This window comes from Nostoc sp. DSM 114161 (genome assembly GCF_052692665.1).
This window is the reverse complement of record NZ_CP195141.1, coordinates 4,614,691-4,630,570: the sequence shown is the minus strand read 5'-3', so window position 1 is coordinate 4,630,570 and position 15,880 is coordinate 4,614,691. Positions and strand designations below refer to the sequence as shown.

The 15,880-nt window shown below is 40.8% G+C and carries 6 protein-coding genes; all 6 read right to left on the bottom strand.

Going from position 1 to position 15,880, the window contains the following annotated elements; all coding sequences use genetic code 11:
* Positions 1–29: 29 nt before the first annotated feature.
* A complete protein-coding gene (locus NSTC745_RS19925; protein WP_445632481.1) occupies positions 30–209 on the bottom strand; it encodes a hypothetical protein in 180 nt (59 codons plus the stop codon).
* An 893-nt stretch (positions 210–1,102) separates the two neighbouring features.
* Complete coding sequence (locus NSTC745_RS19920; RefSeq protein WP_445632480.1) at positions 1,103–2,821, bottom strand: calcium-binding protein; 1,719 nt, start codon at positions 2,819–2,821, stop codon at positions 1,103–1,105.
* Positions 2,822–3,546: 725 nt separating this feature from the next.
* Positions 3,547–6,321, bottom strand: a complete 2,775-nt coding sequence (locus NSTC745_RS19915; RefSeq protein WP_445632479.1) for a beta strand repeat-containing protein — start codon at positions 6,319–6,321, stop codon at positions 3,547–3,549.
* Positions 6,322–7,109: 788 nt separating this feature from the next.
* Positions 7,110–9,587: a beta strand repeat-containing protein gene (locus NSTC745_RS19910; protein WP_445632478.1), complete on the bottom strand. Its 2,478-nt coding sequence runs from the start codon at positions 9,585–9,587 to the stop codon at positions 7,110–7,112.
* A 359-nt stretch (positions 9,588–9,946) separates the two neighbouring features.
* On the bottom strand, positions 9,947–11,986 hold the full coding sequence (locus NSTC745_RS19905) for a beta strand repeat-containing protein (protein WP_445632477.1): 2,040 nt from the start codon (positions 11,984–11,986) through the stop codon (positions 9,947–9,949).
* An 839-nt stretch (positions 11,987–12,825) separates the two neighbouring features.
* Positions 12,826–15,366, bottom strand: coding sequence for a beta strand repeat-containing protein (locus NSTC745_RS19900; protein ID WP_445632476.1), 2,541 nt, complete (start codon positions 15,364–15,366; stop codon positions 12,826–12,828).
* Positions 15,367–15,880 lie beyond the last annotated feature (514 nt).

The window sequence follows — 15,880 nt, the reverse complement described above, 5'->3', positions numbered from 1 at the left end:
TCATGCCAAGTTTTTGCACCATTATTTTACTACAAGGTCAAGATTACAGGATTTTCACTCTTCTCTAGTAAGTTTTGCCACGCTAGGATAAATCTATCCTTGCCACCACCACCAGTTAAAGTGTCGTCGCCACGTATACCGCTAATTGTGTCGGCGCTCTTAGTGCCCAGTAGGGTTTCGTAATTGTCGGTTCCAATGATATTTGCCATAAATTTCTTCTACTTGAATCGATTTTTGAAGTAAATTAACTAGTTGTTAGTCGTGTTTTGGCACGGGAAAATCTCTCAAAAGTCGGCGCTTTTGATATACTTGATGCTACCCTTGAGGATTAGCCATTTTTTGAGAAGTTTCACATCTTCAATAGTTTGCAGGCAGTACTAGCAAAATATTTAAGCTATCTAAGTCTTAGGCGCTGTACAAATTTCTGAATGCGTGGATTCAAGTAAATCTCATTTCCGGCTTTTTCCAATTATCTTTATGAGCAATAACTCAGGTTTAACCTGAACTCAAACATTGCTCAAAAACATTGAACGAGCCAGCTAGAGTTTAAAAACACACCTCATTTCTATTTTTTGTCAATGCGTAAGTCTTACTAGCCTCAAAATAGGACAACAGATATTTATGCCCTTGTTCTCGGTTATAGCAATAGTAAACAAATTACAGGGCATAAATAAACTTTCAGAAGCATTCAAACAAAGCTTTCATCATTAATATACAGAATCTTTACTGAGTAATTAATCACTGAAAAAAATATCTTTACATATTGAAAAATTATTTACTGATAATTATCGACCGAGATCATTTTTATATAACCTTAATATTTTCCTAGCTAATTCTTTACAGAAAGTACAGGACAGATGCTTTCAAGGAAGGAATGAAGGAATGAGACAACAATACATATTTGATTTCTTGATTGCAGCAATGCTGACGGCGGACTTGGTGTAAGTAGCGATCGCAATAATCCAAATTGATGGGGATGTATTTTCTCTAGAGAGATTTTATCATTGCATTGATAAGTTGAATGCGAGTTGCTATTTCAGGCATCTCGCATTCCCAAGATTTGCAATTTTCTCTACCTAGATTAATACAGCCTTAATCGCGATTAAACAACTACAAAATTATTATTGGTTAATGCCAAGCCAGTAGATAGTTGTCCAAATTGTACTTGAGCAAATGCACCCGCGCTGCCATCTTGGTCAAAGAACAATGCACCTGTAGTTGAGTTATAGATAAATCTTTGAGCGCTAGTGGTAGCAGATGCACCGATTCTAAATTGATTAGCTTTTAATACACCTGCCGATAAACCACCACCAAAACCAACTGCGGATACCTGAATTACTTCATTAGTGGCGTTGAAATCAGAGATTTTATCAACACCTTGATTGAAACTATTGAAAACAAAGGTATCAATACCGCTTCCTCCAATTAGGCTATCATTACCCTTGCCGCCTGTGAGGGTATCATTGCCATTTCCACCTTTGAGGGTATTTTTACCAGTGGCATCTGAAGCTATGAGAATATCATTGCTATTGCCACCATCCAAGAGGTTATCACCTGTTGAACCGCCAGCACTCAAGGTATCGTTACCTGCGCCACCGCTGAGGGTGTTTTTGCCTGAGGAGCGAGAATCGTATGTGCTCGATAAGTCGCGGTAAAACGGGTAATCGTCGGGAGTGTACTCATAGTAGCCAGAAATGGACAGAGAATCATTGCCATCTCCCCCAGAGAGCAAATTATCGCCATCTGAACCACTAGCACTTAAAATATCGTTACCTGCACCACCGTTGAGGGTGTTATTCCCTGAAGATCGAGAGTTGTATTCCTCGTAGTTATCTCCGTTATAGTAGCCAGAGATGGAGAGAGTATCATTACCATCGTCTCCAGACAGCAGGTTATTACCTGTTGAACCACTAGCACTCAAGTTATCGTCACCAGCACCACCGTTGAGAGTGTTTTTTCCTAGTGAGCGAGAGTTGAAGATATCGTTTAAGTATAGAAAGGTATAGTAACCAGAGATAGACACAGAATCATTGCCATTGCCTCCAGAGAGCAGGTTATCGCCTGTTGAACCACTAGCACTTAAGTTATCATCACCAGCACCACCGTTGAGGGTGTTTTTGCCAGACAAGCGATAGTCGTATTGCTCATCTTCATAGCCAGAGATGGAAAGAGTATCATTACCAGCACCACCATCAAGCAGGTTATTACCTGCACCACCCCGCAGCAAGTCGTCGCCACTTAAGCCCTGGATTTTGTCGTTACCCCCTTGACCATTGATTACATCATTTGAGTTATCTAAACCCTTAATGTTGTTGGCAAGGTCATTGAGGAAGGTCACCGTGTTTTTAATACCGATGGTCGTATCAGTAGAGTTGGCATCCAGAACATTAAAACTATCAATGATGCTACTTTGTCCATCAAAGATAATATTACCAATGGCTGGCGTACTACTAGAAGCTTTCAAGTTCTCTAAGTCTTCTAATTTGAAGTTTTTCAAGACGACTGTTGTATTAGCCACCCCTTCAAAGCTGATTTGCAAATCTGTGCCATTCTGTGTCAGTAACAAATTTCGCGCAGTCAACCCTTCCCCAATAAATTTAATCGTATCAACTTCGGCAATTACTCCTGCTGTTGGATTCGTGCCTTTACCTACTCCACCAAAATCGGTAATCGTATCAATGCCATCACCCAAGTTGTAAACAAATTTATCCTTGCCGCCGCCACCAGTTAAAATGTCGTCGCCAAGTTTACCGCTAATTGTGTCGGCGCTCTTAGTGCCCAGTAGGGTTTCGTAATAGTCGGTTCCAATGATATTTGCCATAACTTTCTCCTACCTGAATCGATTTTTGAAGTAAATTAAGTTCTCGGTTGTTAGCGCTGTTTTGACGCACAAAAATGTCTCGAAAGTTGATGCTTTCGATATACTTGAATCTCACCCTTCAGGGTTAGCAATTTTTCGAGAAGTTCTATATCTTTAATGGTTTGCAGATAGAACTTATCCAAATAGGACTATTTGAGCCTTAGGCACTATACAAATTTATGAGGCTGTGTATTGAGTAATAATGATGGCTTCAGGCTTTTTTAATTAATTAAACCCAAGTATCTCTCAAAAAACATCAAAAATTTAAAGCTTCAATGTTTAATACACACTTCAGATTCGGTTTTTTGTCAATGCGTAAGTATTCCTAATTTAAAAATAGTGAACTTTGACCTGGATACACAAAATAATTTGCATCCCGTTGTCGTAGGCGATCGCCCTTAGCTGTATAACTGAAAAATAGGAAACATCTAAATAACATCTTACTAACTAAATGTAGAATATTTACGTAGATTTCTAAAATTTCAAGAAATATCTTTACATAGTCTTCACATTCTTTTGTCTCAGCATTTAATTGCAAGTTAAAGTATAAAAACAGATATGTAGTATAGCAGTTACCAGATAGATGAGGACATAAACTAACGGTTAACTCTGTTTCCTGCTATACCTCGAACTTAAAAAATTTGTGATGTTTGTCTACTGTTTAGTTATGTGCGGCTAATTTACAATTAAACAAGCACAAAATTGGTGTTGGTTAACGACAAGCCGATAGTAACTAAAGCAAATTGTACCTGAGTAAAAGTACTTGCACTGCCATCTTGGTCAAAGAACAATGCACCTGTACTTGAGTTATAAATAAACCTTTGAGTACTGGTGGTTGCGGATGCGCCGATCTTAAACTGACTAGCTGAAAGTATACCTGCCGATAAACCGCCACCAAAGCCAGCGGCCGAGACTTGAATTACTTCATTAGTGGTGTTGAAATCATAAATGCGATCGCTACCTGCATTGAAATTATTGAAAACAAAGGTATCAATACCGCCTTCTCCATAGAGACTATCATTACCCTTGCCACCTGTGAGGGTATCGTTGCCATTTCCACCTTTGAGGGTGTTCTTACCAAGACCGCCAGAAGCTGTGAGAATATCATTGCCATCGCCACCATTGAGTAGATTATCACCTGATGAATTGCTGACATCCAAGTAATCATTTCCAGTGCCACCATTAAGAGTGTTATCGCCAGAGATAGCATCAACTCCATAGGAAACATATAAAGAGGATGGGTCAAAGGCAAACAGAGAATCATTACCATCGCCACCAACAAGCAGGTTATTACCATCTGAAAACTGAGTAACTAAGTTATCGTCACCAGCACCACCGTTGAGGGTATTATTGCCAGAGACATAATTTACAGAAGCCTCACCTCGGTATATGAACACGTCCCCAGAGACACTAAGAAAATCATTGCCATTGCCACCAGAAAGCAGGTTATTGCCTAATGAATTGTCAGCACTTAAGTTATCGTTACCTGCACCACCGTTGAGGGTATCATTGCCGCTACCACCTCCTCCGTAGATGGTATCATTGCCATTGCTCCCCACAATTAAGTCATCGTCGGTTGTACCTGAGATATTTAAATGTTCGATATTTTTGTAACTAACTTGACTCGTGCCAGCAGTAATGACTCCAGTGTTAGTAGCAGCATTGTAACTCGAAGTGATTTTCCCAGGAACATTAAGGAAGTTCAACAAATCGTCACCAGTACCGCCATCTACCGTATCATAGCCACCACCAGGGCCTTGATAGCCACCACCAGAGCTTTCATTTATCGTATCGTTGCCATTGCTTCCCACAATGTAGTCATTGTATTGACTGTCTGTAATATTTAATCGCTCGATATTCTTGTAGTTAATCCGATTCGTGCCTACCGAAATTGAGCCAACTTTAGTAGTAGCATTGAAAGTTGAAGTGATTCCGGTATTTGCGATAGGAACATAACCGAAGACCTCCAACAAATCATCACCTGCGCCGCCATCTATCGTATCATTACCACCAACGAACGTGGAGAGCGTATCATTGCCATTAGTGCCTACAATGACATCGTTCTTTATTGAACCTGCTGTAATCACTAAGCTTTCAATATTCTTGTAGTTAATTAGATTCTTGTCTAGTGCGATCGTTCCGATGTTTGTAGTTGCATTGTAAGTCGTAGTGACTGGCCCACCAGGCTCAATAAATCTGAGGTCTAACAAATCATTACCTGTCCCGCCATCTACTGTTTGAGTCGCTAAGGAAGAAAGGGAAGGATAGAAGACAATAGAGATAGAATCGTTGCCATTTCCTCCATTGAGGGTGTTATTGCCAAATACGGAACTTTCGGGGTCACCGTAGCCACTAGCAAACATCACATCGTTGCCATCCCCTCCGTTGAGGAGATTATCGCCTAATGAAAGGTTAGCATCCAAGGTATCGTCACCAGCGCCACCATTAAGAGTGTTATTACCAGTGGTAAGAAAGAAGCTTCCACTGTCTGAAGTAGAGATAGAATCATTACCATCGCCCCCAGAGAGCAGATTATTGCCTGTTGAAGAGGCAGCATCCAAGGTATCGTCACCAGCGCCACCGTTGAGAGTGTTGCTGCCAGATGAGCCAGAAATGGAGAGAGTGTCATTGCCGTCACCCCCAAGAAGTAAGTTATTACCTGTTGAACCATTAGCTATCAATTCATCGCTATCAGCACCACCGTCGAGGATGTTATTGCCTGTTAAAAAGTTTGTTGAAAAGTCGCCAACATACAAAGAATCCCTGCCTTCATTGCCAATGAGGGTATCATTGCCATCACCACCAAAGAGAATATCATTGCCACTACCACCCCTCAAAAGATCGTCACCGCTTAAGCCATTGATGACATCGCTACCCCCTTGACCATTAATGACATCATTTGAGTCGTCTAAAGCGGTAATGTTGTTAGAAAGGTCATTGAGGAAGGTGACTGTGTTTTTAATGCCGATGGTTGTTTCTGTGGAGTTGGCATCTAGGACATTGAAACTATCGACAATGCTACTTTGTCCATCAAAGATAATATTGCCAATAGCTGGCGTACTTCCAGAAGCTTTCAAGTTCTCCAAGTCTTCTAGTTTGAAATTATTCAAGATAACTTTTGTACCAGCCACACCTTCAAAGGTGATTTCCAAATTTGTGCCATTCTGGGTGAGGAGTAGATTTCGTGCAGTTAATCCAGCGCCAACAAATTTAATGGTATCAACTTCGGCAATAACTCCTGGTGTGGGGTTTGTGCCTTTACCCACTCCAGCAAAATCAGTAATCGTATCAATGCCGTCACCCAAATTGTAAACAAATCTATCCTTGCCACCGCCACCTGTTAGGGTGTCGTTGCCTTTGTTCCCTGTAATCGTGTCGTTGCCGAGTTTACCGTTAATTGTGTCGGCGGTAGTGGTGCCTAGTAGAGTATCATTTGCGTTGGTTCCAACGATATTTGCCATAACTTTCTCCTAGTTGAATCGATTTTTGAAGTAAATTGAGTTCTCAGTTTTTAGTTCTGTTTAGACTTAGAAAGAGCTATTGAAAGTTGATGCTTTCAGCATACTTGCATCTCACCCTTGGGCATTACAGCTTTGTGATGGAGATTCTCCTTTTGATTGGCTTGCAACTATTACCGATCCCAGTATTGATGGCTATCTAAGTCTTAGGCATTGTACAAATTCATCAGTGTGTAGATTCACAAAAAACTAGTTTCAAGATGATTTGAGTCATCATTCATCAGTCAACCAGGCAAGCATTTACCATAGACATCACTGAAAAACAGTTGAAAAATCAGACTTGAATGCTTAAAAACTGCACACTATAATTTAGTTATTTTGTCAATGCGTAAGTCTTACTAGTTTGAAAATAGGGAGCACTTAATAGAGCATAACAGAAGTAATTTTTATGGCTTGGTTGTGCGCGATCGCTCTTGATTTTCTAGCTTGAGAATAGGAAACATCTAAATAACATCTTACTAATTCAATACCGAATATTTACTGGCATGTCTATATTTAGACAAATATCTTTGCATACTCTATTATCTGATTCACAGATTAATGTATACATAAATACGGACTAAATTCAGGACTTACCCACAAAGGTTGTATGTTGAGACTGGTGTAAAGGTGCAATATCATGATTCATTACCAATGCACAGATGAATTGAATGCGAGGTACTATTCTAGACACCTCACATTCTTAAGGTTTATTATTTTGCTTGTTGCCAGCGATCGAACCCTAATTACCTTTAAAAACTCACAAAATTGTTGTTGGTTAGTGACAACCCAGCAGTAAGTTGTGCAAATTGTACCTGAGTAAACCCATCTGCATTACCATCTCGATCGAACAACAATACACCTGTAGTCGAGTTATAAATAAATCGCTGGCTGCTAGTGGTTGCAGATGTACCAATTGTAAATTGACTAGCTTTTAATACACCTGGTGATAAGTCGTCAGCAAAAAGAGAACCGAATACCAGAATCACTTCATTAGTGGCATTGAAATCAAAAATGCGATCGTTCCCTTGATTCAAACTATTGAAAACAAAAGTATCAGTACCACTTCCCCCATAGAAGCTATCATTACCCTTGCCACCTCTGAGGGTATCATTACCATTACCACCATCAAGCAGGTTATTGCCTGATAAAGCATCCAAATAATCGTTACCTACACCACCGTCGAGGGTATCATTGCCATTACTGCCTCCGTCGAGGGTATCATTGCCATTGCTACCAACAATCAAGTCATCGTTTAAGGTACCTGAGATCTCTAATCGTTCGATGTTCTTGTAAATAGCTTTACTTGTACCTAAAGTAATTGAGCCAGTGTTAGTAGTAGCATTAAAAGTTGAGGTAATTGGGGTATTTCCACTTGAATAGCTGTAATCGGCGAACAACAAATCGTCACCTACACCGCCATCTATCGTATCGTTGCCATTCAAGCTTCTATATGCCGCTCCTCTTATTGTATCGTTGCCATTGCTGCCTACAATCAAATCATTGCCATCTGTAGTTGAGATATCTAATCGTTCGATATTTTTGTAGCTAATCCGATTCGTACCTAGCGTAATTGAGCTAGTGTTAGTAGTACCATTGAAAGTGGAAGTGATTCCTTGAGTATTATAATAACTACCTAATGTTTTTACAATCAATAAATCGTTGCCTGCACCGCCATCTATCGTATCATTGCCACTAGTGTCTATAGACAACGTATCATTGCCATTGCTGCCCACAATCAAGTCATTGTACTTTGCTAGATCTGAACCCACTGTAATCACTAAGCTTTCAATATTCTTGTAGTTAATCAGATTCTTGTCTCCGGCGATCGATCCAGTATTTGTAGCAGCATTGAAACTCGTTGTAATTGCCCCAGGAGGCTGGATAAATGTGAGGCCTAACGAATCATTACCTGTCCCCCCATCTACTGTTTGAGTTGCTATGTCAGAGGGGGAGGGAAATAAAACAATATAGAAGGAATCATTGCCATTCCCTCCATTAAAGATGTTATTACCAAATAGGGAAGTTCCGTTGTTCTCGTCGCTGTAGCCACTGACAAACATCATATCGTCGCCATCCCCTCCATTGAGAATGTTATCGCCTGTTGAAGTGAAAGCATCAAAGATATCATCACCAGCGCCACCATTGAGGGTATTATTACCAGTGGTAAAAAAGCTGCCTTGATTGTCTGCAATAGAGATAGAATCATTACCATCGCCCCCAGAGAGCAGATTATTGCCTGTTGACAAGTCAGCATTCAAGGTATCGTCACCAGCGCCACCATTGAGGGTATTATTACCTGAGCTACGAAAAGCGCTCAGAAAATCACTCCCATTGCCTCCACACAGCAGGTTATAGCCTTCTGAACCATAAACACTATAAACATCTAAATAATCGTCATTAGCGCCACCCTCAAGGGTATTATTTCCTACACTATCACTCAGAGTATCATTTCCGGCATTACCTTGCAGCAGGTCATTACCAATACCACCGATGAGGCTGTCATTGCCCGTACCACCAACAAGACTATCATTCCCTGCATCGCCAACAAGAGTATCATTTCTTGCACCACCAATGAGAGTATCATTGCCCGCACCCCCCCGCAGCAAGTCATTGCCATCCAAGCCGTAGATTTTGTCATTACCTCCTTGACCATTGATCGTATCATTTGAGTTGTCTAAACCAGTAATGTTGTTAGCAAGGTCATTGAGGAAGGTGACTGTATTTGCAATGCCAATAGTTGTTTCTGTGGAGTTGGCATCCAGAACATTAAAACTATCAACGATGCTAGTTTCCCCATCAAACAAGATATTACCTATGGCTGGTCTTGTTGGAGTAGCTTTCAGGTTGTCCAAGTCTTCTAGCTTGAAGTTTTTCAAAATGACTTTTGGACTCGTGTCGCCTGCAAAGGTGATTTCTAAATCTGTACCATTTTGAGTCAGTAATAAATATCGCGCTGTCAACCCATAGCCATTGAATTTGATGGTATCAACTTCGGCAATAACGCCTGCTGTTGGGTTTGTGCCTTTACCCACTCCACCAAAATCGGTAATCGTATCAATGCCGTCGCTGACGTTGTAAACAAATCTATCCTTGCCACCGCCACCAGTTAGGGTGTTGTTGCCTTGGTTTCCTGTGATGATGTCATTACCAAGTTTACCGTTAATCGTGTCAGCGCTTGTGGTGCCCAGTAGGGTGTCGTTACCGTTGGTGCCAATGATATTTGCCATAACTTTTTCCTACCTGATGTTAGTGCTGTTTGAGCGTAGAAATAAGTCACCAAAAGTCGATCTTTTGGCAGACTTTTATCTCATCCTTAAGAGTAACTAATTTTCGCAGATATTCTCCTTTTGTTGGCTTGCAAGTATTACTTATTTAAGTATCAAAGCTATCTAAGCCTTAAGCACTTTACAAATTTTTAAGGAGGTGCAAAATTAGTCATTATTATGCTTTTATAAACGCTCAATAACTTTACATAATCTTGAAACCTTTTACTGACAATAATGAATGCGAAATGTGATTCTACACACCCCGCATTTTCATAATTTCTGATGTTACTTGCCGTCCAGTAATGGAACCCCAATTACCTTTAAACAACCACAAAATTGTTGTTGGTTAGTGACAACCCAGCAGTAAGTTGTGCAAATTGTACTTGAGCGAACGCACCTGCATTACCATCTTGGTCAAAGAACAACGCACCTGTAGTCGAGTTATAAATAAACCTTTGAGTACTGCTGCTTGCAGATGTACCGATTTTAAACTGACTCGCTGACAGTACACCTGCTGATAAGCCGCCACCAAAACCAAGAGCCGATACTTGAATTACTTCATTGGTGGTGTTGAAATCATAAATGCGATCGCTACCTTCAATGTAACTATCGAAAGCAAAGGTATCAGTGCCAGCTCCTCCAAAAAGGCTATCATTACCGTTGCTACCAGTGAGGGTATCGTTGCCATTGCTCCCCACAATCTTGTCATCGTAGGCTGAACCTGTGATATCTAATCGTTCGATATTTTTATAGGTAACCTGATTCGCACCCCGGTTAATCGATCCAATCTTGGTGGTGGCATTAAAAGTCGAAGTGATTCCTTCGGTAGCATAAAAGTAATCGATGTTCAGCAAATCATTACCTGTACCGCCATTTATCGTATTATTGCCAGTGACATCAAAGGCAGAAAAAATATCATTGCCATCGCCACCATCAATTAGATTATCGCCTGATGAATAGTCAGCACTTAAGGTATCGTCACCAGCGCCGCCGTAAAGGGTGTTATTTCCACTAGCGTTAATTCCAAGTTGGTTAAATTCACCAGAGATGGAGATATCATCATTGCCATTGCCACCATCAAGTAGATTATCACCTAATGAAAGACCGGCATCCAACCTATCATTACCAGCGCCACCAATGAGTGTGTTATTTCCAGACGACACAGACCCGATGAAGCCACCTGAGGCTGAGAGATTGTCATTACCATCGCCACCATCAAGCAGGTTATTGCCTGATGAAGCCTCTACATTCAAGCCATCGTCACCAGCACCACCGTTGAGCGTGTTATTGCCTGAGGCGCTGGAGACAGGTGAGTTATCATCCAGTTGGCGAGAGGACACGAGAAAATCGTTACCATCGCCACCATTCAGTAGGTTATCACCTTCTGAAAGTAAAATATCTAACCTATCGTTACCAATGCCACCATTGAGGGTATTATTGCCTTTTGAGTATAGAGCACTTAAGTAATCGTCACCAGCCCCACCAATGAGTATGTTATTACCAAAAACCACAGGGCCATTGGAGTTACCTAAAGCAGAAAGAGTATCATTGCCATCACCACCATCTAGCAAATGATTACCGCTTGAAAAGTCAACATTCAAGAAATCCTTACCAATACCACCCTTGAGGGTATCATTACCGGTGCCACCAACGAGAGTATCATTCGCCGCATCACCTTGCAGTAGGTCATTGCCATTACCACCAATAAGAGAGTCATTACCTGCACCACCCCGCAAAATGTCATTACCACTCTTGCCATCAATTTTGTCATTACCCCCCTGACCATTAATGACATCATTTGAGTTGTCTAAACCAGTAATGTTGTTAGCAAGGTCATTGAGGAAGGTGACTGTGTTTGCAATGCCAATAGTTGTTTCTGTAGAGTTGGCATCTAGAACGTTAAAACTATCAATAATGCTAGTTTCGCCATTAAACAAGATATTGCCTATGGCGGGTCTAGTACCAGAAGCTTTCAAGTTCTCCAAGTCTTCTAATTTGAAGTTTTGTAAGATAACTCTTGTACCAGCCACCCCTTCAAAAGTGATTTCCAAGTTTGTGCCATTCTGAGTCAGCAACAAATTTCGTGCAGTCAAACCGGCACCATTGAATTTGATAGTATCAACTTCGGCAATAACGCCTGCTGTTGGATTTGTGCCTTTACCGACGCCACCGAAATTAGTAATAGTATCAGTGCCGTCACCCAAGTTATAAACAAATTTATCCTTGCCACCGCCACCAGTCAGTGTATCGTTGCCCTGTTTGCCTGTAATAGTGTCATTGCCGAGTTTACCGTTAATTGTGTCGGCGCTGTTGGTACCCAATAGGGTATCGTTACCGTTGGTTCCAATGATATTTGCCATGAATTTTTCCGAATTGAATCAATTTTTGACGATTCTTTAGTTACTTAATGTTAGGTTGTTTAAACAGACAAATGATTCCAAAATTTGAGGCTTATGGTATACTTATATGTCAAGCTTGAGAATCATTAATTTTTGAGAAATTCTCCTTTTGATTTAGTCGCTACTATTATTTATTCAAGTATCTTAAGCTATCTAAGTCTTAAGCATTTGACAATTTTATCGAGTGTATAATTTTTTCCATTATCAGCTTTTGATAATTGCTCAAAAAGCATCAAAATTAAGCTGGGATGGCTGAGATTTACACTTAATATTTATTTGATTGCCAATGCATAAGTCTTACTAGGTTGAAAAGCAATAAACAAATACAGCAGCAAAGACAAAGACCTTGCTGTGATTCCAGCGATCGCTACAAAATTACAATCAACTCTCTATTTAGCTACAAGGCTTAGACAGTCTAGTTCGCGCTTCTTGAAATCTGTTATCTTGATGCCCTTGTGATGAGCAATGCCTTCTCTACGAGACGCTGCGCGAATGGCGGGTTTCGCCAACGCTTTTATTATCTAGCTGAAAAATAGGGAACAGGTTACAAAGAATAAAAATATCAAGTTTGAGGAATATTGCAATAACCTGTTAATAATTTAATATACAAAATATTTGACAACATACTGATATCTCAATACATAACTTTACATTATTTCTGCCTAGACATAATGCAAATAAATTGTATTCCAGCCAACATTGCTATCTATTTAAAGCAAAACGGGGTACTATTCTAGACACCCCGCAAGCTAAAGATTTCTGATATTGCTTATCGCTCAGTAATAGAAGCCTAATTACCTTTAGGCAACAACAAAATTGTTGTTAGTTAATGCCAAGCCAGTAGTAAGTAAAGCAAATTGAAACTGGGTAAATTTACTGCCACTGCCATCTTGGTCAAAGAACAATCCACCTGTAGTTGAGTTATAAATCAATTGCTGACTACTAGTGGTTGCAGATGCTCCAATTACAAACTGATTGGCTTTGAGTACACCTGGTGATAACCCGCTATCATAGAAAGCTGAAACCTGAATCAGCTCGTTAGTGGGGTTAAAGTCAGAAATATTATCAACGCTTGTACTAATATCTAAAACAAAGGTATCATTACCTGCACCGCCAACAAGCGTATCATTGCCGCGGCTTTGATAGCCCCCAGAAAGTGTATCGTTGCCATTGCTCCCGACAATGTAATCATCGTAGTCTGTACCTAAGACATTTAATCTTTCGATATTCCTGTAGCTAACTTCAGATGTACTCCCCGGAATTTCTCCACCTCCGGTAATTTCTCCCTTGTTTGCAGTGGCATTGAATGTCGAAGTGATTCCTTTCTCACCAAATCTGTAATCGACGGACAATAAATCGTCACCTTTACCCCCATCTATGGTGTCTTTGCCACCACTGCCCACAGAGAGCGTATCATTACCATTGCTCCCCACAATGTCGTCACTGTAGCCCGTACCTGAGATATTTAATCTTTCGATATTCTTGTAGCTAACTCGATAGCTGCCTGCTGTAATTGAGCCAGTGTTAGCAGTGGCATTGAATGTCGAAGTGATTCCGGCGTTAGCATTGCTGTAATCGACTCTCAATAAATCATCGCCCTTACCCCCATCTATAGTATCTTTGCCACCGCTGCCCACAGAGAGCGTATCATTACCATTGCTTCCTACAATGTTGTCATTGTAGGCTGTACCTGAGATGTTTAATCTTTCGATATTTTTGTAGCTAACTCGATAGCTGCCTGCTGTAATTGAGCCAGTGTTAGCAGTGGCATTGAATGTCGAAGCGATTCCTGCGTTAGCATTGCTGTAATCGACTGTCAATAAATCATCGCCCTTACCCCCATCTATGGTATCTTTGCCACTGCTGCCCACAGAGAGCGTATCGTTGCCATTACTCCCGACAATCTTGTCATCGTAGGCTGTACCTATGATATTTAATCGTTCTATATTCTTGTAGCTAACTCTATAGTTGCCTGCGGTAATTACTCCCTGGTTTGTAGTGGCATTGAATGTTGAGGTGATTCCTCCTTTAGCATTGCTGTAATCGATGGACAAGAAGTCGTCATCTTGACCTCCATCTATCGTTTGAGTTGCTAAAGAAGAAGGGGCAATATCTGGTGGTAAGATGTTTACGTAGAAGGAATCATTACCATCGCCACCAGAGAGTAGGTTATCGCCTGTTAAATACTCACCATACAATGTATCGTTACCAGCACCACCATTGAGGGTGTTATCGCCTGAGGTGCCAAAGTATAAAAACTCTCCACTCCTGGTTCCGATGGTATAGCCAGAGATGGAGAGATAATCATTGCCATCGCCACTAGAGAGTAAGTTGTTGCCTGTCGAAGACTCAGCAAGCAATATATCATCTCCAGCGCCACCGTTGAGAGTGTTATTGCTTAATGAAGAAGTATAGTTATATACGCCAGTATATGGTTCAGCATCAAGAAAGAAAGAGGCGTCAAGATAATCATTCCCATCTCCCCCAAAGAGTAAATTATTACCTTTTGAAGCTTGAGCATTCAAGGTATCCTTACCAGCACCACCGTCGAGGGTGTTATTGCCTGTTGAAAAGCGAACATTCAAGGCATCGTCACCAATACCACCAACAAGGGAGTTATTGCCGCTAACCTCAACGAGGATATCATTACCTACAGCACCAATGAGAGTATCATTGCCCGCACCACCCCGCAGCAAGTCGTTGCCACTTAAGCCATTGATTTTGTCATTACCCCCCTGGCCATTAATCACATCATCTGAGTTGTCTAAAGCGGTAATGTTGTTGTCTAAGTCATTAAAGAAGGTAACTGTATTGGCAATACCGATAGTTGTATCAGTAGAGTTGGCATCTAGAACATTAAAACTATCGCTGATGCTAGTTTCTCCATCAAAGATAATATTGCCAATGGCTGGTCTTGTACCAGAAGCTTTCAAATTATCCAAGTCTTCTAGCTTGAAATTTTGCAGAATGAGTTTGGTATCATAATTACCTTCAAAAGTGATTTCCAGATCGTTACTATTTTGGGTGAGTATCAGATTTCGGGCAGTTAAGTCAGAGCCATAGAAGTTGATGGTATCAACTTCGGCGATGGTCGCTGCTGTTGGGTTTGTTCCTTTACCGACGCCACCGAAATCGGTAATCGTATCAATGCCATCGGTAACTCTGACGATAAAGCCTTTGTTGTCGTTGTAAACAAATGTATCCTTGCCGCCCCCACCTGTTAAGGTGTCGTTACCTTCATCCCCTGTGATGGTATCATTGCCAGCTTTACCATTAATTGTATCCGCACTGAAAGTACCCACGAGGGTATCGTTACCGTTGGTTCCAATGATATTTGACATTACTTTTTCCTTGCTGAATCGATGTTTTGCAGTAAATTAAGTTGCTGTTAGTGCTGTTGAGCGCAGAAAATTTCGCCGAAAATTGATGCTTTCGGCATACGTGATATCACCTTGGAAGATTAGGAATTTTTGATGACAAATCTCCTTTTGATTTCCTTGCAAGTAGTATTTATCCAACTATCTGGGGCTATCTACGTCTTAAGCACTGTCTAATACCAATTCGCAATTCGCAATTCGCAATTCGCAATTGAGAAAGCTTGATTTTACAAGGGTTTGGGAATTTGAATCTGTTGCAGGATTTTGGAGAATTGGTATAAATATCCGAACATTTGGATTTACAAAAATAACTAGTTTCAGGCTTGGTTCAAGCATCGTTTATCAGTAGTGTTGGCAAACTTTGAGCCTAGACATTGCTGAAGAACGGTTGAAAAGTCAAGCTGAAATTTTCCAAACCAAAATTTACTCTTTGGTTGGTTCAATGCGTAAGTCGTACTAGTTTAGAGATAGGGAACAC